Source organism: Melittangium boletus DSM 14713, from assembly GCF_002305855.1.
Classification (GTDB): domain Bacteria; phylum Myxococcota; class Myxococcia; order Myxococcales; family Myxococcaceae; genus Cystobacter; species Cystobacter boletus.
Genome location: NZ_CP022163.1, coordinates 469,593 through 491,592, shown reverse-complemented (window position 1 = coordinate 491,592; position 22,000 = coordinate 469,593). Strand labels below are relative to the sequence as shown.

Annotated in this window: 19 protein-coding genes; 12 read left to right on the top strand and 7 right to left on the bottom strand. The window is 65.8% G+C overall.

What is annotated here, in order from left to right:
- Positions 1 to 10: 10 nt before the first annotated feature.
- From MEBOL_RS02080 to MEBOL_RS02060, 5 genes are all read left to right on the top strand, one after another.
- Complete coding sequence (locus MEBOL_RS02080; RefSeq protein WP_095975837.1) at positions 11 to 1,222, top strand: deoxyhypusine synthase family protein; 1,212 nt, start codon at positions 11 to 13, stop codon at positions 1,220 to 1,222.
- 34 nt (positions 1,223 to 1,256) lie between these two features.
- Complete coding sequence (locus MEBOL_RS02075; RefSeq protein ID WP_095982527.1) at positions 1,257 to 1,700, top strand: OsmC family protein; 444 nt, start codon at positions 1,257 to 1,259, stop codon at positions 1,698 to 1,700.
- 72 nt (positions 1,701 to 1,772) lie between these two features.
- The gene (locus MEBOL_RS02070; RefSeq protein ID WP_245919375.1) at positions 1,773 to 2,348 is read left to right on the top strand and encodes a hypothetical protein; all 576 of its coding nucleotides are present in this window, start codon (positions 1,773 to 1,775) and stop codon (positions 2,346 to 2,348) included.
- Positions 2,349 to 2,368: 20 nt separating this feature from the next.
- Positions 2,369 to 4,678 (top strand): hypothetical protein, encoded by a 2,310-nt coding sequence (locus MEBOL_RS02065; RefSeq protein ID WP_095975836.1) that lies wholly within the window; start codon positions 2,369 to 2,371, stop codon positions 4,676 to 4,678.
- Between the two features lie 174 nt (positions 4,679 to 4,852).
- Positions 4,853 to 6,025, top strand: a complete 1,173-nt coding sequence (locus MEBOL_RS02060) for a glycerophosphodiester phosphodiesterase (protein ID WP_095975835.1) — start codon at positions 4,853 to 4,855, stop codon at positions 6,023 to 6,025.
- On the opposite strand, the gene MEBOL_RS02055 is transcribed toward MEBOL_RS02060, so the two are convergent.
- Positions 6,022 to 7,062: a phosphotransferase gene (locus tag MEBOL_RS02055; protein ID WP_157774716.1), complete on the bottom strand. Its 1,041-nt coding sequence runs from the start codon at positions 7,060 to 7,062 to the stop codon at positions 6,022 to 6,024. The two genes, MEBOL_RS02060 and MEBOL_RS02055, sit on opposite strands and share 4 nt — an antisense overlap.
- On the opposite strand from MEBOL_RS02055, the gene MEBOL_RS02050 reads away from it, so the two are divergent.
- From MEBOL_RS02050 to MEBOL_RS02030, 5 genes are all read left to right on the top strand, one after another.
- The gene (locus MEBOL_RS02050) at positions 7,061 to 7,972 is read left to right on the top strand and encodes a hypothetical protein (protein WP_245919373.1); all 912 of its coding nucleotides are present in this window, start codon (positions 7,061 to 7,063) and stop codon (positions 7,970 to 7,972) included. The two genes, MEBOL_RS02055 and MEBOL_RS02050, sit on opposite strands and share 2 nt — an antisense overlap.
- Entirely contained in the window at positions 7,969 to 8,889 is a 921-nt protein-coding gene (locus tag MEBOL_RS02045) for a type VI immunity family protein (protein ID WP_095975833.1), read from the top strand. The genes MEBOL_RS02050 and MEBOL_RS02045 overlap by 4 nt, the downstream gene beginning before the upstream one ends.
- A 197-nt stretch (positions 8,890 to 9,086) precedes the next feature.
- Positions 9,087 to 9,773, top strand: coding sequence for a hypothetical protein (locus tag MEBOL_RS02040; protein WP_095975832.1), 687 nt, complete (start codon positions 9,087 to 9,089; stop codon positions 9,771 to 9,773).
- The gene (locus tag MEBOL_RS02035) at positions 9,770 to 10,693 is read left to right on the top strand and encodes a type VI immunity family protein (protein WP_095975831.1); all 924 of its coding nucleotides are present in this window, start codon (positions 9,770 to 9,772) and stop codon (positions 10,691 to 10,693) included. The genes MEBOL_RS02040 and MEBOL_RS02035 overlap by 4 nt, the downstream gene beginning before the upstream one ends.
- Before the next feature lie 64 nt (positions 10,694 to 10,757).
- Positions 10,758 to 11,867: a hypothetical protein gene (locus tag MEBOL_RS02030; RefSeq protein WP_157774715.1), complete on the top strand. Its 1,110-nt coding sequence runs from the start codon at positions 10,758 to 10,760 to the stop codon at positions 11,865 to 11,867.
- Between the two features lie 54 nt (positions 11,868 to 11,921).
- Here the strand turns inward: MEBOL_RS02030 and MEBOL_RS02025 are convergent, their stop codons facing one another.
- From MEBOL_RS02025 to speA, 3 genes are all read right to left on the bottom strand, one after another.
- Complete coding sequence (locus tag MEBOL_RS02025) at positions 11,922 to 12,911, bottom strand: type VI immunity family protein (RefSeq protein WP_245919371.1); 990 nt, start codon at positions 12,909 to 12,911, stop codon at positions 11,922 to 11,924.
- A gap of 59 nt (positions 12,912 to 12,970) precedes the next feature.
- Positions 12,971 to 13,594 carry a hypothetical protein gene (locus MEBOL_RS40890; protein ID WP_157774714.1) on the bottom strand — a complete coding sequence of 208 codons (624 nt, stop codon included), beginning with the start codon at positions 13,592 to 13,594 and terminating at the stop codon, positions 12,971 to 12,973.
- Positions 13,595 to 14,034: 440 nt separating this feature from the next.
- Positions 14,035 to 16,044: a biosynthetic arginine decarboxylase gene (gene speA / locus MEBOL_RS02020; protein ID WP_095975829.1), complete on the bottom strand. Its 2,010-nt coding sequence runs from the start codon at positions 16,042 to 16,044 to the stop codon at positions 14,035 to 14,037.
- A gap of 216 nt (positions 16,045 to 16,260) precedes the next feature.
- On the opposite strand from speA, the gene clpX reads away from it, so the two are divergent.
- Positions 16,261 to 17,334: an ATP-dependent Clp protease ATP-binding subunit ClpX gene (gene clpX, locus MEBOL_RS02015; RefSeq protein WP_095975828.1), complete on the top strand. Its 1,074-nt coding sequence runs from the start codon at positions 16,261 to 16,263 to the stop codon at positions 17,332 to 17,334.
- On the opposite strand, the gene MEBOL_RS02010 is transcribed toward clpX, so the two are convergent.
- The 3 genes from MEBOL_RS02010 to dnaK are packed head-to-tail and all read right to left on the bottom strand — an operon-like array spanning position 17,264 to position 20,941.
- Positions 17,264 to 18,103 carry a CvpA family protein gene (locus MEBOL_RS02010; protein ID WP_095975827.1) on the bottom strand — a complete coding sequence of 280 codons (840 nt, stop codon included), beginning with the start codon at positions 18,101 to 18,103 and terminating at the stop codon, positions 17,264 to 17,266. The genes clpX and MEBOL_RS02010 overlap by 71 nt on opposite strands.
- Before the next feature lie 30 nt (positions 18,104 to 18,133).
- Positions 18,134 to 19,315: a J domain-containing protein gene (locus MEBOL_RS43540; RefSeq protein WP_281256630.1), complete on the bottom strand. Its 1,182-nt coding sequence runs from the start codon at positions 19,313 to 19,315 to the stop codon at positions 18,134 to 18,136.
- A gap of 9 nt (positions 19,316 to 19,324) precedes the next feature.
- The gene (gene dnaK, locus MEBOL_RS02000) at positions 19,325 to 20,941 is read right to left on the bottom strand and encodes a molecular chaperone DnaK (RefSeq protein ID WP_095975826.1); all 1,617 of its coding nucleotides are present in this window, start codon (positions 20,939 to 20,941) and stop codon (positions 19,325 to 19,327) included.
- A 198-nt stretch (positions 20,942 to 21,139) separates the two neighbouring features.
- On the opposite strand from dnaK, the gene MEBOL_RS01995 reads away from it, so the two are divergent.
- Complete coding sequence (locus tag MEBOL_RS01995; protein ID WP_342747728.1) at positions 21,140 to 21,997, top strand: class II glutamine amidotransferase; 858 nt, start codon at positions 21,140 to 21,142, stop codon at positions 21,995 to 21,997.
- Positions 21,998 to 22,000 lie beyond the last annotated feature (3 nt).

The following is a 22,000-nucleotide window of genomic DNA, read 5'->3' as shown; positions in this document are numbered from 1 at the left end:
TCGGCGCGCCATGGCCAAGACCCCTTCCAGCTCCAAGAAGAACCTGCGCGCTCATTACTCGGGGGCGCGCAAGGCGGACCCTCGCCCCATCACCGGCAAGGAGTCTCCCGCCGAGCTCCTCGCGCACGCCTTCTCGGCCTATGTGGGCCGCCAGGAACGCACCGCCTTCGAGCTGATGCGCCGCTCCATGGAGGTCGACGCCTCCATCTTCCTCACGCTCTCCGGAGCGATGACGCCCGCCGGCCTGCACCAGAGCTGCATCATCCCGCTCATCGAGAAGGGCATCATCTCGGCGCTCACCACCACCGGCGCCAACCTCTACCACGATGCCCACCGCATCATCGGCCACGCCATCCGCGAGGTGAACCCCAACGCGGGTGACCTGCAGTACCGCCTGGCGCGCATCATCCGCATCTACGACCTGGGCTTCTGGGAAGAGGCGCTGCTGGACACCGACCGGCTCTTCTCCGCGCTGCTGCGCCGCCCCGAGTTCCAGCGCAAGATGACCACGCCGGAGTTCCACTACCTGCTGGGCAAGAACATCGCCGCCATCGAGAAGCAGCTCGGCGTGAAGCAGCCCTCGCTCCTGTCCACCTGCTACAAGCACGCGGTGCCCATCTTCGTGGGCGCGGTGCAGGACGGCTCCATCTTCCTCAACGCCGTCAAGCTCAAGCGCATGCTCGGCGCCGAGTTCAAGTTCGAGATCGACATCAACGACGACGTCTATTGGATGTCCGCGATCCAGCACTACTGCCGCCACCACTTCTCCAAGAAGCTGGCCATCTGGATCCTCGGCGGTGGCGTGCCCAAGAACTACACGCTGCAGGGCGAGCCGCTGCTGGATCAAATCCTGGGCGTGCCCACGGACGGCTTCGACATCGACGTGCAGTTCTGCGTGGATCCGGTGGACAACGGCGCGCTGTCGAGCTGCCCCGCGGGCGAGGGCCACACCTGGGGCAAGGTCTCCATCGAGGCCGTGGAGGCGGGCTCCATGTACGTGCACACCGATGTCACGGCCGTCTTCCCGTGGCTCACCCACGCGCTGCTGAGCGACTCGAAGATGAAGCGCAAGCCGCGCCGGCTGATGGACGTGATGCAGGAGGCGGTGGCCTTCCTCGACGCGGACGTGAAGAAGCGCCACAAGTCGCTCCTCAAGACGATCGACTGGAGCCCCGACGAGCCGAAGCCCGATGCGGAGGCGCACGAGACCTACGTGCGTTAGTCCTCACGCTCGATTTCCAAAGGAGCCAATGACCATGAGCCAGCCCACTTCCGCCCCCACCGGTGTCGTGATGACCGTCGCGAGCGCGCCGGGATTCCACTGCAAGTTGCAACACGGCCCCTCCGGCACGCACATCACCACCGAGGCCCCCAAGGACAATGGGGGCACCGGTGGCTCCTTCTCGCCCACGGATCTCATGAGCGCGGCGCTCGCCTCGTGTATGCTCACCACGATGGCGCTGGCCGCTTCCCGGGAGGGCATCCCCCTGGGCGAGACCCGCGCGCGGGTGGAGAAGCGGATGACGCCTCCTCCGCGGCGCATCGGTGAGTTGGTGCTGGAGATCGACATGCCCGCGGGCCTCTCCGCCGCGCACCGCGCCCGGCTGGAAGAGGTGGCGCATGGCTGCCCCGTGTCCCGGAGCCTGCACCCGGACGTGAAGGTGCCCATGTCCTTCCGCTACCCGGACGCGGCCCAGTAGGCCGGCGAGGAGCACGCTCCGCCGCCTGCTCCTCGAGTTCACGGGCGGACCCTGCTGCGCCGCACTCCCGGCATGCCGACTTTTCCCGGCGACCCCGACATGCACGAGGAGGGCGGCGTGAATCTGGACCTGCTGCGAATCTATCTGAACGACCATCTCATGGGCTCCGTGCTGGGCCTGGAGCTGGCACGGCGTTCCCACGCGGAGAATGAAGATCATCCCGTGGGGGGATTCCTGGCGAGCCTGGTGGATGAACTCCAGGCGGAGCGCGCCACGCTCAAGAGCGTGATGCTGGCGCTGGACCTCAAGCGGGACGTGCTCAAGCAGGGCGCGGCCTGGGTGGGAGAGAAGCTGGGCCGGCTGAAGTTCAACGGCCGCCTGATGAGCTATTCGCCCCTGAGCCGCCTGGTGGCGCTGGAAGCGCTCAGCCTGGGCACCGAGGGGCGGCTGTCCATGTGGCGCACCTTGCGGCGGCTGGCGAGCCGGGACGCGCGCCTGGGCCGCTTCGACTTCAACGTCCTCATCCACCGAGCCGAGCAGCAGCGGCGCGCGCTGGAGCGTTGGCGGCAACAGGCCTCGGACGAGGCCTTCGTGGGCTCCGACGAAGGGTCGGTGTTGCGCCTCGACCCCACGCGCGCGCCAGGGTAGATGCGCCTATAAGGCGCTCCATGGATGCGAAGGTGCGGCAACTGGTGGAGTTCCTCCTGAACGAGGAACAGGTCCGGTGGAGCAGTGAGAAGGCCGCGCCCGGGGTGGAGCCCCGGACGCGGGAGTTGTTCATCAGCGTGGGCTCCCGCGGCGAGGCCCTGCCGGCTCACCCCCACATGCTGTCGTGGAAGTTGCCGCAATGGACGCGCCGCTCGGTGCGCTCCTCCACGGGGGCCGTCCTGCTGTCCGCCGACCCGCTCGATGCCCTGTCGCCCCGGTTGCGCGAGGAACCGCTCACCCTGCGCGTCCCCCTGGTGCACACCCTCGACGTCCTCTGCGCCACCCTGCTCGCCGTCTACCGGCTGTTGCATGGCGCCTGGCCCGAGGGGGCCGATGCACTCACCGAGTACGTGGGCGAGTGGGAGCAGGGCCATACCGAGACGGTGGGTGAATACGAGTGCGCCCTGGGCACGGTGTTCTACGCCGCCCTGAAGCTCTGGCCCTCGGAGACGGCTCGGCCCACCCGCGAGGTGTTGGAGCTGATGGCCCGCGTGCTGGAGACGGTCCACCTGCCCGCGGAGCTGGCGCGGCTGCCCGACAGACTCATTCCCGCGACCGTTTCCCGGCGGCTCAAGGCGGACGAGCTGCTCTACCGCGCCGAGCTGTCGCGCGCCCAGTGCGTGCAGCTCGACATCCCCCTCGGAGACGACGAGGACGCGCCTCCCCGGCGGGTGGACGCGCTCTTCCTGTCCTCCTTCCAGGACGTCACCGTCCTGCGGTTGCTCGCGCGAGGCGATTCCACCCACACCCACTACGGCCAGGGCTTCGACTTCATGGCCCTCCACATCTCGCGGACGGATCAATCCCGGCCCTGGCATTCCTTCTCGATCACACCCGAGCGCGCGGGGACGCTGGGGGACCTGGCGGGGGCATTGGATGAGCTCGAGGGCCCCCGGCTGCCGGATGGCTCGCCCCGGACGCGTGGCGCGCGGCGCTTCGAGCGCCAACCCAACGACTACTCCGACCCCTGGTATTCGGATGGCTACGCGAGCCCGACGGGCCGCACGACGATGGTGGCCGGGCCCTACTCGGGCAGCAGGTTGTCGCGCCGCGAGCTGTGGGAGCACCTGTGGAGCCGCTTCAACGTGGGCCGGCGCGTCCACGTCTTGAAGTCCCATACCGTCTTCGCCCGGCCCTTTCTCTGGAGGGGACCAGCGCCGGACGCGGAGCTGGTGTCCCGGGGCTTTCGCCGCTGCGACCTGTCCGCCCAGGGCGTGGCCTTCCACCCCGCGGTCATCAATTCCTTCCTCGGCGCCACGGACGAGGCGGACGTCCTGCACTACGAGAAGCCCACCGAGGGCCACACCGTTCATGTCTCCGTCTACCCCAACCGGCTCGTGGCCGTGTGGGTGGCCCGGCCCCGGCGGACGGCCACCTCGTTGTACGCGCTCGCGCACGAGCAGGCGGAGCTCGTCGAGGGGCGGGGCTTGTGGGACCTGGAACCCCTCCGGGCCCTGGCGCCCTGGCTCGCGCCCCTGGGCGCCGAGCGCTGGTTCGTCTACGGCGCCTACCGCATCTCCCGTGGCCGCTCGTCCATGCTGGATGACTCGCGCTCCATGCAGGGGCTCTTCCACGCGCTCGCCTCGGGGACGGCGCCCACCCTGGAGAAGTTGCCCTCGGAGGCCGCGGCGGAGAGCCGGCGCGTGCTGCGCGACGCCGCCGGGGAGACGGAGCACTGGCTGAGCTCGACGGGAGGCGCCCGGCTCGAATTCCTCATCGAGGAGGAGGAGCGGGGACCGCTCGCCACGGATCGCGACTTCCTCCTCTTCCTGCTCACCATGGGCCAGCGCTACTCGGCCTTCGAGACGAGCCGGCGCATGGCCGAGGTGGAGCAGCGCTACCGCACCTCCCGCTGGCAGAGCCTGCGGCCCGCGCGCAGTGTCCGCTCCGACGTGATGCTCTTCACCAATTCCCTCTGGCACACGCGCGTGAGCGAGGACCCCGACGTCAACGCGCGCTACCTCGCCTGGCATTCGTTGCATGGTCTGCAGGAGACGGTGGAGGCCATGAAGGACCAGGCCTCGGAGCTGGACCAGTACAAGCGGGACCAGTTCGACCGGATGGTGGGCCTGCTGGTGTTCGTCTTCCTGCCGGTGAGCCTCGCGTGTGGCTTCTTCTCCGGTGCGCAGTTCCAGGACATGAGCCCGTCCGTGGGCATTCCAGGCACCACCACCGGCTGGCTCATCTTCCTCGGCTACACGGCGGCCTTCACGGTGCTTGTCTTTGGCACCGTGTTCCTCGCGAGGGTGATGAACTGGCGCAAGCGCTGACGGGTCGGACTCGGCTGTCTGCTGGGCGGGAGGCCTCACGCCTCGCGCCCCGACGGGCTCCGCGAGAAGACGCACTGCGTAAGGAATGGGTCTTCACTTGGATGTCACCCGAGAGTGTTATTCCCCTGGCCGCTCAGGACGCATGTGTCCTCGGACCAGGAGATGCCCGTGCCAATGCCTTCCTTTCACCGCCCCTCGCTTCGTTCCGTGTGGTCCTTCGCCGCTGTTTGTTCCCTGACCCTGGTGGCCTGTGGCGGGGGGACGACTCCGCCCGCGGGCACTCCCGAGCCCACCACGCCCGACACCACGCCCCCGCTCGCCGAGAAGATCCTCGTGGTGGGCCATCGGGGGGCCAGTGCCCTGCGTCCGGAGCACACGCTGGCGAGCTACCGCAAGGCGGTGGAGGACGGGGCGGACATCATCGAGCCGGATCTCGTGTCGACGAAGGACGGGCATCTCGTGGCCCGTCACGAGAACCTGATCAACGACACGACCAACGTCTCGGCCAAACCCGAGTTCGCGGATCGCAAGAAGACCAAGGTCGTCGACGGCATGACGCTCGAGGGCTGGTTCACCGAGGACTTCACCCTGGAGGAGCTCAAGACGCTGCGTGCGCGCGAGCGCATTCCCGCGATTCGCCCGGGCAACACGCAGTTCGACGACCAGTACGAGATCCCCACCCTCACCGAGGTGATCGCCCTGGCCAGGGAGCTGTCGGCCAGCACGGGCCGCACCATCGCCCTCTACCCGGAGACCAAGCACCCGACCTACTTCCAGTCCATCGGGCTGCCGCTGGAGGACAAGCTCATCGAGACGCTGAAGGCGGATGACTTCACGAAGGCGACCGCCACCGTCTACCTCCAGTCCTTCGAGGTGGCGAACCTGAAGGAACTCCGCACGAAGCTGGGCGCCTCGCAGCCCAACTGGAAGCTGGTGCAGTTGATGGAGGAGGCGAACAAGAAGCCCTACGACTTCGTCAAGGCGGGCGACGCGCGCACCTACGCCGACCTGATGACGGAGGAGGGCATGAAGGAGATCGCCACCTACGCGAACGGCGTGGGCCCCTACAAGCGCAGCATCATCGACGTGGACAGCTCCGGCGCGTTCCTCCCGCCGAGCCCGCTCGTGCGCAACGCCCACGCGGCGAAGCTGCTCGTGCACCCCTACACCTTCCGGCCGGAGAACAGCTTCATGCCCGCGCCCCTGAAGGTCGAGGGCGCGGACAGCGTGCGCGCCGAGGAGGGCGCGGTGAAGGAGATCCAGGCCTACCTCAAGGCGGGCATCGACGGCTTCTTCACGGATGACCCCGCCGTGGGTCGCAAGGCCGTGGACACCTACAAGCGCTAGGGCGCGCGGGCCGTCTCCAGGAGCTGGAGCGCCTGGGCGAACTCCGGCCGCTCCATCGCGTCGAGCGAATCCTTGGCGAGCACGAGGCTGAGCCTGAAACGGAAGTCCGGGCCGTGGTCCGCGAGCGTGCTCGTGCCCATGGCCCGGCGTGCCTCGGGCCAGGACGGCAGTTGTTCCCGAGAGGGAAGGGTGGCGGGCGGCCGCTGGCCGTTCTGGAGCGCGACCAGCAGGAAGACGACGGCGTAGAAGCACCGCGACACCTGCCGTGTCACCTCCAGCCTGGCGCGCTGCCAGGGCGTGGGCGCCGCCCCCCAGTAGGCGCGCAACAGGGTGTCCTCCTGCTCGGGCGAGAAGCCGAACCAGAGCAGCGTCGTGGTGAGGTCCATGTAGGGATCCCCCATGCAGGCCGTCTCCCAGTCGACGAGCCACAGCCGGGTGCCATCGAAGAGCAGGTTGTTGGGGTTGAGGTCGTTGTGGCACGGCGCCAGCGTCAGGTGGGGCCGCAGCGCCGTCTGGACCGTCTCGAAGCGGGTGAGGAAGGTCTGGACGAGCTCGGGGATGGGGTATTTCGCGCCCACCAGCGTGCCCACGCCGCCCTGAATCATCTGGAGCCCATCCAGGAAGACGGGAAACGCGGGCCCGGTATGGAGGCGGCGCAGCAGCTCGCCGAAGTGCGCCACCTGGCTCGAGTCCGCCTGGAGCGCGGGCCGGAGGGGTTGGGTGTCGATGAAGCCGGTGATGCAGACGCCCGTCTGGGCATCCGCGAAGAGCACGGGTGGGGCGATGCCCTGCTCGGCGGCGGTCGTCATGCAGGCGAAGTGTCGCTTGGGATCGTTGAGCGGCGAGGGCGCGTGGATGACGCGCAGCACATGGGGTTGGCCCGCGACGGTGAGCTTGAGCACGGGAGCGCCGGAGTAGCCGCCGTGCAGCGGCGTCAGGGACACGGACGCCTCGCTTCCGAACGTCTTCCGGATGGCCTCCGCCACGGCCTCGTGCTTGGAGGCGGGGAGGGAGGCGTAGATGGATTCACCGGGCATGTTTTCCTCCAACGCTCGTCGTTCCCTCGATGATGCCGTGTCGCTCCCGCTGCACCACATATATTCACCAGAGAACCCCATGCCGCTCCCTCCGCGCCGCGACAGTTTCCGATTCACCCCTTTGCTGTTGGCCTGTTCCCTGCTCGTCTCCTGCGCGGCCCACCCGCGTCGCTCCGGCTATTCCGGTGGGTCCCTGCGCTTGGACTCGGAGACGGCGGGCCGCATGCGCCATGCCGCCTCCGTAACGGGAGCGAGAGGCGTTGCCACGTCGTCCGCCGTCAAGGCCGCTGCCTCCCAGCTCGCCCGTCTGGCGCCCGCCTTGCTCGCCCTGTTCCAGCACGATGAGGATGAACTCAGCCGGGTGGAGACATTCCTCCTGGAATGTGTCCAGCGCGCGGAGCGTGAAATCAACTTCGAGCGCTTTGGGAACAGAAGCCCGAATTCCGCTGACTGCCATCGAGTGGTGGGCGTGGACAGGTGTGGAAGACCCGTCTCCCAGGCCATGGAATTGGGCAACTTGAAACACGCACGAGCCCTCGCCTGCATGCACGACATCCTGCGTGAACTCTGGCCTGCTTCTGTCAGTATTGAGCAGCGGTACCGCTACTACTCTCATGCCAATGTCATCGAGACGATCAGTCGCGCGGAAGAGCAGCGCCTTCTGGACGGGGATTGTATTGGCGAGTTGCGGGGCACCATCAAGCCCGACGTCGTTCTCCACGCGGATTACGATCTTCTTCGAGCGATACTGGTTCTGGAGCTCAAGTTTCCCTGTCCCGAAGATAGAGAGCCCAGGTGGACGAAATACGGCGACAAGAGCGCCTACACTGGATTCGATCAGAGCCAAATTTATAAGGAAGCGCTGGGCGGAGAGGCTTTGCTGCTGTCTCCTCGGGGGATTTTCGAATGAACATCCGTTACCCTGTCATACGAGTGCGGTCGGACGATGGGCATCTCCGCGTCCTCGATGGTCTCCTCCTGTGTTTCTTCATCCGGCGCAAGCACTCGGAGATCAAGGACGCGGTCTGGCGTTCTTTACGGACCTATTTGAATGCCATCCCCGCCGGAGCGCTCGAATGGTATGTGGACCCAGATGGGGAGATGCAGCCACTGGATGAGAAAGGTTGGGCGCATGTCCATTGGCAAATCCTGGAGAGAACCCGGGCGCTGGCCTGTCACGTCGAGCTGTGTCAGTTCGAGGTCGCGGCGAGTGGCTACAACTTCGAATATGCTGGCTACCAACTCGACCCTCTGCGTTTCCATGATGAGAAAGCAGCCAGTGCCATTGCTTTCTCGCTGCCCACGGAATACCTCTTGGAGCACGGCCCGGAAAAGGTTCGAGCCCTGGCCCTCGAACTGTCTCGTGAGCTCCCGTTCAGCTCCGGTTACGCCAGTCTGGCCTTCGTTTCGTTCAGCGGGAGCTGGTATGCGCGGCGCGAGAAGATGCTCCCCCTCATCGAACGTTACTGGGGGTTGGACCTCTACCTCATCGGCAGAACCAGTCGGTGTATTGGCACCGGCGCGCGAGGTGCCTATTGGCTCACCTTCCTCGGGCAGCCCCTTCTCGGGCAGCTCGGAGGCATCGAGGCGCTACGTCGCGAACTCCCTTTCCCCGAGGTCTCCTTCCAACCCCTGGAGGGAGAGCGTCTGCTCCTCACCCTGGAGGAGTGGCCCAGTCCCATGGATACCCGCGAGGGTCTTGACGTTCCCCAATACAGGGCTCTCGCCCGTCTCCTCGAGCCCTACTTGCCCGAGGAAACGATTGGTCTGACCTCGATCTTCGACAGGAAGAACATGGGCCGTTGGCTTCGCCGCTTCTGCCTGTGAGCACGTGTCAGCGAGTTCCACGGTGTGGATGCTGATATTCACCAGAGAACCCCATGCCGCTCCCTCCGCGCCGCGACAGTTTCCGATTCACCCCTTTGCTGTTGGCCTGTGCCCTGCTCGTCTCCTGTGCGGCCCACCCGCGTCGCTCTGGCTATGCCGGTGGGTCCCTGCGCTTGGACTCGGAGACGGCGGGCCGCATGCGCCATGCCGCCTCCGTAACGGGAGCGAGAGGCGTTGCCACGTCGTCCGCCGTCAAGGCCGCTGCCTCCCAGCTCGCCCGTCTGGCGCCCGCCTTGCTCGCCCTGTTCCAGCACGATGAGGATGAACTCAGCCGGGTGGAGGCATTCCTCCTGGAATGTGTCCAACGCGCGGAGCGTGAAATCAACTTCGAGCGATTTGGGAACAGAAGCCCGGATTCCTCCGACTGTCATCGAGTGGTTGCTGTGGATAGGTGTGGAAGACCCATCACCCAGGCCATGGAATTGGGCAACCTGAAACACGCACGAGCCCTCGCCTGCATGCAAGACATCCTGCGTGAGCTCTGGCCTGCTCCTGTCAGCATTGAGCAGCGGTACCGTTTCTACTCTCATGCCAATGTCATCGAGACGATCAGCCGGGCGGACGAACAGCGCTTTTTCGACGAGGATTGTGGCGACAAGTTGTGGGGCACCATCAAACCCGATGTCGTCCTCCATGCGGACCGTGATCTTCTCCGGGCGATACTGATTCTGGACCTCAAGTTTCCCTGTCCCGAAGGTCGAGAGCCTATATGGACGAATTACGGCGACAAGAGCGCCTATTCTGGTTCAAATCAAAAGATAGTCTATAAGGAAGCGCTGGGTGGAGAAGCTGTGCTGATGTCCCCGCGGGGGATTTTTCGATGAGTGTCCGCTATCCTGTTATTCGAGTGAGGGAGGACAATGGAAGACCCAAAGTCCTCGATGGTCTAGTCCTGTGTTTCTTCATCCGGCGCAAGCATACGGAGATCAATCAGGCGGTTTGGAACTCGCTCCAGACCTATCTGCGTGCCATCCCGTCGGGAGTTCCAGGCTGGTATATAGACCCGGAGAGTGAGTTGCGGCCGCTGGATGAACAAGGCTGGGCGCATATCCATTGGAGAATCCTGGAGAGGCCCTGGGGACAGGCCTGTCACGTCAGTTTGTGGCAATTCGAGCAGGAGGTGGGTGGCTACAACTTCGAATATGCTGGCTACCAACTCGACCCCCTGCGTTTCCATGACGAGAAAGCAGCCAGTGCCATTGCTTTCTCGCTGCCCACGGAATACCTCTTGGAGCACGGCCCGGAAAAGGTTCGAGCCCTGGCCATCGAACTGTCTCGTGATCTCCCGTTCAGCTCCGGTTACGTCAGTCTAGCCTTCGTTTCTCCCGACGTGCGTTGGTATGCGCAGCGCGAGAAGTTACTTCCCCTCATCGAACGTTACTGGGGGTTGGACCTCTACGACATCAACGGAACCAGTCGGTGTATTGGCACCGGCGCGCGAGGTGCCTATTGGCTTACATTCCTCGGGCAGCCCCTTCTCGGGCAACTCGGAGGCATCGAGGCGCTGCGCCGCGAACTTCCTTTCCCCGAGGTCTCCTTCCAACCCCTGGAGGGAGAGCGTCTGCTCCTCACCCTGGAGGAGTGGCCCAATCCCATGGATACCCGCGAGGGTCTTGACGTCCCCCAATACAGGGCTCTCGCCCGTCTCCTCGCGCCTTACTTGCCCGAGGAAACGATTGGTCTGACCTCGATCTTCGACAGAAAAAACATGGGCCGTTGGCTTCGCCGCTTCTGCCTCCTATGAGCACGTGTTCGATGATTCCTGGTAAACTATTCGCGGCCGATGGGCCCAAGGGGGAGTCATCATCATGAAGACATGTTGGATTGGAATGCTGTCCGTTCTCACCGTGGTTACGGGGGCCTGTGGTTCAGGCGAGGTCCCACCCCACGACGCCGGGGTTCGGGAGGGGACGGTTCGAGCCGCGCTGGAGACCCAATTTGATTACAGCGCGGGCGTCACCTCGAATGCGACCCGGTACACGGTCGACCACACCCTCACCCTGGCCGCGGGGCAGACCGTGACCCTGGGCACCTGCGGCGTGGATGGTGCCTCCTACAAGGGTGACACCTACCTGCGCCTGTACAACCCAGCGGGGGTGCAGGTGAGCTTCAACAACGACGAGTGTGGCATGGGGTCGAGACTCACGTATACCGTCCCCGCGGGTGGCGGTGGTGACTACCAGGTGCGCGCGGGCTGCTACTCGGAGGGGAGTTGCAGTGGCACCGTGGTCTGGACCTTCGCCGACAGCCCTCCGCAGCCTTCCACCGGGGGCGCCTTCTCCTACAGCGCGACCAAGACCGCTTACGGGGTCGCCAATTCCATCGATCGGACCATCACCCTGGCGGCGGGGCAGTCCATCGTCCTGGGCACCTGCGGGGTGCCTGGCTCGTCCGTCACGGGCAAGAGCGTGCTGAACCTCTACGATCCGCTCTGGAACAAGGTGGTGTCCGCCCACAACGGCGTGTGTACGGGCTCATATCTCGCGTACACCGTGCCGGCGGGCGCGGGAGGCCACTACGTGCTGCGCGCGGGCTGCAATGCGAACGAGAGTTGCAGTGGCACCGTGGCCTGGAACATCACCAGCCCTCCGGCGCCGAGCGGCAACTCCTATTCCTACAGCACGTACTCCTCGAGCACGGTCAACCGGACCGTGCAGTTGCAGGGGGGCCAGACCCTCACCGTGGGCTCTTGCGGTGTGGCCGGTTCCGCCTTCTCCGGGAACACCGCATTGGCCCTCCACAATGGCACTGGCCTCTACGCCTTACGGGTGGCGTTCAATGACACCGCCTGCGGTGGCCGTGGCGGCGCGCATTTCTTCTACACCGTTCCCCCGGGGTATGGGGGCACCTATGAAATCCGCGCGGGATGCTTCACGGGCTCTTCCTGTAATGGGACCGTGAGCTGGAGCATCCGATAGCCGTGTGACCGCCACCCCTGGTGTCTTCGCCTACCAGGGGTGATGGCCGCTGGCTCAGTCGAGGAATCGACTCCACCAACGCCGTGCCTCGTTCTCGGTGAAGCGAAGCGCGGTGTACCGGGGCTCATCCTCGGACGCCAGCGTCTGCTTCAGGAAGATGGGTTCGAACCAGGGCTCCATGACTCGGGCGAACTCTCGGTATGCGGGAAGTGTATCCCCCTTGAGCAGGTCTCCTGTCTCTGGTTTCTCTCCAAGAGAGACCATGATGCGCTCCTCCGTGATTTCTCGCAGGGTTGTCTCGGCTGAGTGCAGCCGGGAGCGGAGGGTATTCGCACCACCGAGTTGCGTGAGCAGGGGCGGTCCGAGGAAATTGAGCCAGTGGACACCATCCACCTGGAGGCCCATCCATTTTTCATGGTGCCAGGCCGCACGGAGGTCGATACCCGGGTAGCGCAAGACTTCGGCGCGATAGTCATTGTCCGTGAGACGAAGATTCCGGTAGACGTGAATGGCCAGACCCGCATGCCCCGAAGCGAAGAGCAACTTGGAAGCCATGTCGAGGGCCAACTGGCGCACACGCGCGGGTCCATGCTCTTCGAGATATTCGAAGGGAAGGGTCGCCGTGAGCAGGCTCACGATCATTTCATCGGGAGCGGGCCGCCATGGAATGCGAGCCCTGTACTCGAACTCATATCCATTTCGGTCACTGCTGCCCCCAGTGAGGAGAAGACCTCGCTCAAAGCCTCTTTTCTCGATCTGAGCCTGCTCGCTGTTGTCGTAGTCCTCGGGAAATGACCAGTGCTCGGTATTCTCCAATAGACCCCGTGCGAGGCGCCAGGTCTCTGTTGTCAACTGGGAACCCTCGTGATGGTTGTAGTGAACGGAGTTGATTGTCTTGGGGCCCTGGCCAACGGCATGCATGTAAATGTCGAGTGCATGGCTCACGCCGGATGCGAGCGTGGGATGGTCATGCGGCATATAGAAGGCAACGCGGAATACCTCGCGCGCGATCACCTGTCGCTGTGGGAGAAGGGGTCCTTCCATGCGGAGTATCCGATCATCGGGAACGCCGCGAAGCCGGAGGCGTGGGTAGCCACCCATCATCATTGTTCCCGATACGGTTCGAGTCCAGACGGTGTTACGAGTGTTACCCGGCAACTCTTGGAAAGGTGCCGATAGCTGTTCAGTTGAGCCGCCACTCCTGGAGAACGCATTGGATCAAGACGGTGTCTTTCATAGCAAGGAAACTTGAACTCATAGGCGCACTGTACGTCAGTCGCGTTCCGACTGGCATGCACGACGGCGTCGGGTCTGAGTGACTCGGCTTTGTTGTTCGTGAGGACGGTGCCATTGGCCTTGGGGTCACCCTTATAGCGTGGCTCAATGGAGATGCTGTCGCGGAAACTCTCCGAGAGACGAGCTTTGATACACGCGAAGGCTGCTGCGTGTTTCAGGTTTCCTAACTCCTGTGCGAGTGTGATCGGAGTTCCTTTTTTGTTGGCACCTACCACTCGGTCGCATTCGTCATCGTTCGGGAACTTTTCATTCTTGAATTTGTAGCCACCCTCTCGTCGTTGGTACGCTTCGTTGACGTCCGCATGAGCCTGGGCGACGCACTCTCCGAAAACGGTTTCGACGTATTTCAATTCTGCGTCGCTAAGGATGCTCTGGAAGGCAATGAGCCCCCGAGTGCTCTCTACCGCCTGGATGATCTTTTCAACAAGCACGGGGGCATTGCGTGAAGCCCCTGGCGCGAGAAGTTCCCCAGTGCTGGCATTAATAGGGGAGGCGCATGCCACACCGCAGGATTGGTTGAATTGAGAGTGACTTTCGGTATGCAATCCTCTCCAGGAGGGCTGATTAGGCGCAGGGCTCGACGGACGGAGCCCTGTGGACAGACTCCTGCGCGACGCATGGGTGGATGTGGAGCAGGAAAGGCAGAGAGGTAGGGTCGCCACGACGACGAGCAGAAGCCACGTAGGGCGCTGAATGTGGGGCCAGTGCGAGTCAAGTTGTTGAATGGTGAGGCTCCTGCGCTGATGAGTTGTCGGAGCAGTCTACCAAGATGGCACGGTCTTTGACCGCGGCCGTCGACCGCCTGAAAGGCAAGAGCCCCGGAACACCTCTCGGTGCCCGGGGCTCTTTTCAGGACGACTGTCTGACTGGCTCAGGTACCCGTGCCGACAGGGGGCGGCGTGAGGGCTCTTGTCTCCTGCGCCACCAGCTTGAGCTGGCCATTGTTGGACACGAAGGAAGCGTCCACCTCGCGCTCCAGGTACGTGTAGCCCGACAGGCCTTCCTCGTACATGCGCAGGAGCTGGCGCGACTCGTCCAGCGTCAGGCGGCCATTGCGCAGCGCCACCTCCGTGGACTTGCGCAGCTTCGCCACGAGGTCGTCCTTGTTGTAGCTCACGTAGTTGAGCACCTCGGTCACCGTGTCGCCCTCCACCACGTGATCGATCAGGTAGCCGCCGTTGGGCGCCAGCGACACCTGCACCGCGTGCGTGTCACCGAAGAGGTTGTGCAAGTCGCCCAGGATCTCCTGGTAGGCGCCCACCAGGAAGATGCCCAGGTAGTAGTCGTCGTTGTTGAGCGAGTGCAGCTCGAGCGCGTCCTTCACCTCGCGCTTGTCGATGAAGTGATCGATCTTCCCGTCCGAGTCGCACGTGATGTCCGCCAGCACCGCCTGGCGCGTGGGCTTCTCGTTGAGCCGGTGGATGGGCATGATGGGGAAGAGCTGATCAATCGCCCACGAGTCCGGCAGCGACTGGAACACCGAGAAGTTGCAGAAGTAGGTGTCCGACAGCTGCTTCTCCAGCGCCTCGAGTTCCTCGGGGATTTCCCCCGCCTCGCGCGCGGTGCGCATGATCTTGTGGCAGAGCGCCCAGAAGATGTTCTCCGCCATCACCCGCTGCTCGAGCGACAGGTGTCCCAGGGAGAAGAGCGTCAGGCTCTCTTCCTTGTACTCCTGGGCGTCGTGGTAGGTCTCCAGCAGGTTCTTGTTCGTCACGTCGCGGAAGGCGGACCAGAGGTTGCGCACCACGTTGGGTGCCTTGTCGTCCACCTTGTCCGGAACCTGTGCCGGGTCGAACTCGCTGGTGCCCAGCACGTCGACGATCAGCACCGCGTGGTGCGCCACCACGGCCCGGCCCGACTCGGACACCAGGATGGGGTGCGCCACGCCCGCGGAGTCACACGCCTCCATCACCGCGAACACCACGTCGTTGGCGTACTCCTCCGTCGTGTAGTTCATGGAGGAGGTGAAGTTGGTCTGCGAGCCGTCGTAGTCCACGCCCAGGCCGCCGCCCACGTCCAGGTACTTGAGCGGCGCCCCCAGGCGCGCCACCTCCACGAAGAAGCGGCCCACCTCGCGCAGCGCGTTCTTCACGTTGCGGATGTTGGAGATCTGGCTGCCCAGGTGGAAGTGCAGCAGCTCGAAACAGGGCAGCAGCCCCGACTCGCGCAGAAATCCCAGCGCGGCCATCAGCTCCGAGGAGGACAGGCCGAACTTGGAGCGGTCTCCACCCGAGGCCTCCCAGCGGCCGGCGCCGCGGCTCGACAGCTTCACGCGCATGCCGATGCGCGGGGAGATGCCCGTCTTGCGCGCCACCTCGGCGATGAGCGGCAGCTCGCTGGGCTTCTCCACCACCAGGATGACCTTGCGGCCCAGGCGCGAGTAGCGCAGCGCCGTCTCCACGTACTCCTCGTCCTTGTAGCCGTTGCAGATGACGAGCGCGTCTTCCTGATCCTGCAGCGCCATCACCGCGAGCAGCTCCGGCTTGCTGCCGGCCTCCAGGCCGTAGGCGAACTGCTTGCCGGTCTCGACGATGGTCTCCGCCACGTACCGGTGCTGGTTCACCTTGATGGGGTAGACGCCCTGGTAGACGCCCTTGTAGTTGTGCTCGGAGATGGCCTTGCGGAACGCTTGGTTCAGGTGCACCACGCGGTGGCGCAGCACGTCCGTGAAGCGCAGCAGCAGCGGCAGGCCGATGCCCCGGCGCCGCACCTCGTCCACCAACTCCTTCAGGTCCATGCTGGGGGCGGTGGGCCCGTCGGGATGGACGCACACATGACCCTTGTCATTGACGCCGAAGTAGGGCGAGCCCCAGTTGCGGATGCCGTAGGTGTCCTGGGCGTCGGCGAGGGTCCATCGGTGCTGAGGAGTGTGCGAAGGCATCGGCGTTCCTGATCTCCCGGTCTGGGGTGGTGTTGTCCAACAGTGGACGGCGCGGGAAGTATCGAGAATCCACCCAGGGTTCAACCCTTGGTTGAGCAGCAGCCGACCGAGCTTTCCCCCGTGCCTGCTTGCCCAGGAACAGATGGGCCGTTGACCAGTGGATTCCTACTCTTGGGGGGGAATGATGCCGTCAGTCCGGAGCCAAGGAGAGGATACATGGAGTCGTCCGCACGCAGGGACTCACCAATACTGACTCCGAGGGAGATCTACGAGCGGTTGGACCGGTTCGTCATCGGGCAGGAGGCGGCCAAGCGCGCCGTGGCCATCGCCGCCCACAACCACCTCAAGCGCATCCAGGCACGGCGGATGCGGCGCACGTCGCTCATCAAGAAGTCCAACATCCTGCTCATCGGGCCCACGGGCAGCGGCAAGACGCACATCGCCCGGAACCTGGCGGAGATTCTCTCCGTGCCGTTCACCACCGTGGACGCCACCGAGTACACGGAGGCCGGCTATTACGGCAAGGACGTGGAAGTCATGGTGGCGGACCTGCTCTTCAAGTCCAACCACTCGATCGAGGACACCCAGCGGGGCATCATCTTCATCGACGAGGTGGACAAGATCGCCCGGCGCTCGCAGGGGGCGCGCAATGGCGCGGGCAGCCGGGACATCGGGGGCGAGGGCGTGCAGCAGGCCCTGCTCAAGCTGCTGGAGGGCCGGGAGGTCTTCGTCCCCATGAATGTCACCCAGTCGTTCAACCGGGGCGACACCGTGTCCATCGACACCCGGGACATCCTGTTCATCTGCGCGGGGACGTTCTCGGACCTGCAGGACCATGGGCACCTGTCCGAGGCCCGGGTCATGGGCTTTGGTTCCGCGGAGACCCAGCGCCTGCGCCGGCGCATCACCACCAAGCAGCTGGTGGACTTCGGCATGCTCTCCGAGTTCCTGGGCCGGCTCCCGGTGGTGGTGCAGTTGGACTTGCTGGGAGAGCCGGAGCTGCTGCGCGTGCTCACCGAGCCCCCCGACTCCATCGTGAGGGAGTACGGCGAGCTGTTGGGGCTGGATGGAATCGAGCTGGAGCTGACCGAGGACGCCCTGCGCGAGGTGGTGCGCTTCTCCGTGGACAAGGGCCTGGGGGCGCGGGGCCTGCGCTCCATCATCGAGCACGTGATGGCGGACGTGATGTTCGAGGCGCCGGAGAGCCGCCTCCGCCGGATCACCGTGGATCAGGACTTCGTTCGGAGTCGGCTGGTGGGTCTCGAGGCGGGGGCTGGGCTCGGGGCTTGAGCTTGCGCGGGGGGCCGTCGTCCGAGTCGGCGGCGTGGGCCACGGCCCCGAGCCGGGCGACGAACTCGGGGTCCTGGAGCAGCTGCATCACGAGGTTGCTGCGCAGGACTTCCTGGGTGTCTCCCCGCTCGATCGCGGCGCGCAGGCGCTTGTCCGATAGGGCCCGCTGGTAGCGGGGATCCTGCTTGAGCGCCTTGTAGGCCGGATCCTCCGCCAGGTCGCGGGCCTGCTCCGGGTGGGTCATCACCCGGGTCACCGCGACCATGTCGCGCACCGCGGCGAACTGCGTCAGCTCGAAGGCGTTGTAGCGCCGCGCCAGCTCGAAGGAGACGGAGTCCTTGGGGGACAGGCCGAGCTTCTTGCCCGCCACCACCACGTTCTTCTCCACGAACACGAGCGCGCTGAGCGCCACGTAGGCGATGATGCCCACCTTCAGTCCCCCGAGCACGAAGCCCAGGACTCCGTCCACGCCCTGCCGGTCGGAATCCCTCGCGCCGAGCAGCCGCCGCAGCAGCACGGTGAGCACGTAGCGCACCGCCACCAGGAGCACGAGGAAGAGCAGCAGCGAGGCGGCGAGCGTGCCGATGAGCAGGGGCGTGCCCCCGAGCGCCTCCGCCATGCGGGGCCCCAGGATGGGACCCAGCCGGCGCGAGACGAACCAGGCCACGGCGAGCGCGACCATGTGGGCGATCTGCCGGGCCGCCCCGGTCATGGCGCCCACCACCGCGAAGAGCAGCACCAGGCCCAGGATGATGAGATCGATCGTCACGCGGAATGTCCCCCGGCGGCCAGGCGCCCCTCAGCGAATCTTGAAGGAGTCGCCCTGCTTGCGCGACTCCTCCAGGAGCACCTTCTGCACCTCGGCGAGCTTGTCCTTGTAGCGGCTGTTGGCGGGCTCATAGGTGAGGGCCATCTTCAGGTTGCGCTCGGCCGAGGCCCAGCGTCCCGCGTCCGCGTCCGCCGCGCCCGTCTGGTAGAACTGGCGCCCCTTGGGGTGGGTGCCGATCTGCTCCTCCACCTGGCGCTTGGAGGCGGCGCGCGTCTCGGCCTCGGAGGACTCGGTGAAGCGCAGCTTCTGGGCGCGCTCCGGGCCGGAGATGTCCGCCGTGTACTGGCGGCGCTTCGCGTCGTCGCGCAGCACGTAGTAGGCCTCGGTGACGCGCTTGTAGAGCTCGTTGACGCGCTCCTTGAGCTCCTTGTCGGACAGGTGGAAGAAGCGGTCCGGGTGGTAGGCGCGGCTCTCCCGGTAGAAGGCCTTCTTGATGTCCCCGGGCGCCACGGAGCGCTCCACCATGAGGATCTCGAAGTAGTCCATCTGGTCGAGCCGGGCGCAGCGCTCGGTGAGGGAGGCCTGCTGGGCCGGATCGAGCTCGGACTTGTTCGCCGTGGGCGGCGGAGGCGGAACCGCGGGTGCCTCCAGGGTGGGACGCGCCCCGGGGCCAAGCGGAGGCGCGGCGGGGGGCACGCGAGGCGCCACCGGGGCCACCGCGGGCACGAGCGGCGCGATGGCGGGCATCGGCGGGGGTGGCGGCTGGAGCGCCGCGGGAGGCGGAGGCGGGGGACGCGCGAGGCCCACCCCCGAGGACGGACGGGCGGGCGCGGTGGGGGGCACCACGGGGGACATGCCCGGGATGGAGGCGCGCGCGGGCGCGACGCTCGGAATCGCGCTGACGGTGGGCCGCGACCCCTCGGCGGTCCCGGGGGGCCGGACCGCGGGAATCGACGGCATCGAGGGCACGGCGGGCGCGACGGAGGGAATCTTCGCCGTGGGACGCGAGACGCTGGGCGCGACGGAGGGAATCTTCGCCGTGGGACGCGAGGCGCTGGGCGCGACGGAGGGAATCTTCGCCGTGGGGCGCGAGGCGCTGGGCAGGGGCGCCGCGACCCCCGGCGAGGCCGGGGGCGTGGACTGGGTGGCCTCGGCCGGAGGGGGCGGAGGCGTGGCGGGCTTGCCGCCGCCGTTCTGGGGAGGCTGGGACATGGTGCGGACTTATCTGCCCCGGCGCGGGGCGGCCGCGGGCAGGTCTTCCCCATGGCCCGCGAGTTGGAGCTGCTGGTTGGCCTGGATGGAGCGCTGGATGTCCTCCTCCGACAGGCCCGAGGACATGGTGAGCGTGGTGGACGTCTTCTGTCCCGTCTCGGGATCTTCCGCCGAGACGTTCACCATGCCGTCGGTGTTGATCTCGAACGTCACGTCGATCTTCACCTCGCCCCGGTAGCCCACGCGGAAGCCCGAGAACTCGAACTCGCCGAGCATCTCGCACTCGTCCGCGCGGTTGCTCTCGCCCTGGTAGACGCGGATCTTCACCTTCTCCTGCCCGTCCCGGCTGGTGGTGAAGCTCTTCGAGCGATCGATGGGCACCGGGGTGTTCTTGTCGATGATCTTCTCGGTGTAGCCGCCCACGGTGCCGATGCGCAGCGACAGGGGCGTCACGTCGACGAGGAAGGTCTCGGTGGCCGAGTCCATGAGGGCGTTGGCCTGGAGCGCCGCGCCCATGGCCACCACCTGATCCGGGTTGATGCCCTCCTTGGGCTCCTTCTGGAAGTAGTGGCGCACGGAGTTGCGGATGATGGGCAGGCGCGTGGGGCCGCCCACCAGGATGACCGCGTCGATGTCCGCCGCCGTCATGCGCGCGGACTGCAGGGCCTCGTCGCACACCTTGAAGGTGCGCTGCACCAGGTCCATCACCATCCGGTTGAACTGGTCCTGGGTCAGCCGCGCCTCCAGGTCCAGCACCTTGCCCTGGGCGTCCTGGCAGATGCCCTCGCACAGCACGTCCGCCACGCCGGTGCTGCCCACGTCGATCTTCGCCCGCTCGGCCGCGTCCTTGAGCATCTGCAGGCAGTACTTGTTCTGCCGCAGGTCCAGGCGCGTGCGCTTGAGGAAGTCGTCCGCCAGCCACGTCATGATGCGATCGTCGAAGTCGTCGCCGCCCAGGTACGTGTCACCCGCGGTGGACAGCACCTCGAAGACGTCCTTGCCGATCTCCAGGATGGAGACGTCGAAGGTGCCACCGCCCAGGTCGTACACCACCACGCGCTGGCTCACGTCCCGGCCGAAGCCGTACGCGAGCGCCGCCGCGGTGGGCTCGTTGAGGATGCGCAACACCTCCAGCCCCGCGATGCGGCCCGCGTCCTTGGTCGCCTGGCGCTGGTTGTCGTTGAAGTAGGCGGGCACGGTGATGACGGCCTTCTTCACGGGGCGATCCAGGTACGTCTCCGCGATGGCCTTCATCTCCTTGAGCACCAGCGCGGAGATGTCCGGCAGGGAGTACGTCTCCCCTCGCACGGCGATACGCACCGCGTTGTTCTCGCCCTCGACGATCTGGTACGGCATCACCGCCTGGGCCTTCTTCACCTCGTCGGAGAAGAAGTAGCGCCCGATGAGCCGCTTGGCCGAGTACACCGTCGATTCGGCGTTGGTGATGATGTTGCGCTTGGCGGCGTTGCCCACCAGCACCGAGCCATCCTCCAGGAACGACACGCACGATGCGTGTGTCGTCTCGTCCCACTCGTTGGGGATGACGAGCGGCTGACCGTCCTGCACCACGGACACACACGAGGTGGAGGTTCCCAGGTCGATGCCGATCGCGATCTCTTCCGACATTCCGTCTCCACTGTAGCCAGGGAGGACGCCGAACCTCCGGCCCTCGCAAAAGCGCCCGGATGTTAGCCACCTCGCAGTGAGACTGTCAAACGTTCCGTATGGTTAAACCCCAGTCGTTTCAAGGGGTTGGCCTTCTGTAGTGGGCATGTGGGCCGGGTTGAGGGGGAGGAGGCGCATCATTATCTGAGGAGGGAACCCGTGGTGGACCTGGAGGTTTCCCTCATGTCCGTGGCGCTGGCCGTCCTGACGTCCGACCCGAATTTGATGCGCTGTGAGCTGCATCGGCTGGAAGGACAGGTGTCCCTGCGGACCGGGGACGGCCGGTGCAACGCCGTGGGAATTGGCGCCTACTCCCAGGATGACGTCCTGCTCGAGCGCTTCCCTCGGGACGCGGACCCACACCTGGAGTTGCTCGCACCGCGTCATGAGACGGAGGCCCTGCTCGTGCATGGGCGGCGCCTGCCCGTGGGCCTGTCGCTGGAGGAGAACACCCAGCCGTTCCGCTCGCGGCGCTGGTTGTTCGCCCACGTGGGCAGCCTGGAGGACTTCGCGGAGATTCGCGCCGGACTGCTCGCCGAGGTGCCCGACTTCCTCAAGCGGCAGATCCGCGGTGAGACGGACAGTGAAGTCGCCTTCGCCCATTTCCTCAAGCGCCTGTGGGACACGGGCCACGCGGATGATCCCCGGCTGTCCCCGCGGGTGGCGGGACAGGTGCTCGCGGACACGGCCCGGGCCCTGGCCCTCGCCTCGGCCCGGACGGGCGCCGTGCGCACCTCCACGGTGAATCTCCTGGCCACCAATGGCTCGCTGCTCGTGGCCACGCGCCTGGGCGCCCAGCCGCTGTACTACACGCGGTTGGAAGGGACCGAGCGGTGCGAGGTGTGTGACATCACCCCCGACACGCCGGACATCCAGCCCGGGGTGAAGGCCCACCGGCGCCGGCACACGGTGGTGGTGGCCACGCACCTGCAACGCCCGGGGGGCTGGGTGGAACTGGCCGAGGGCGTCACGCTCACGGTGGACGCGGAGCTGCGCATGCGGCAGCTGACGCCCTGAGCC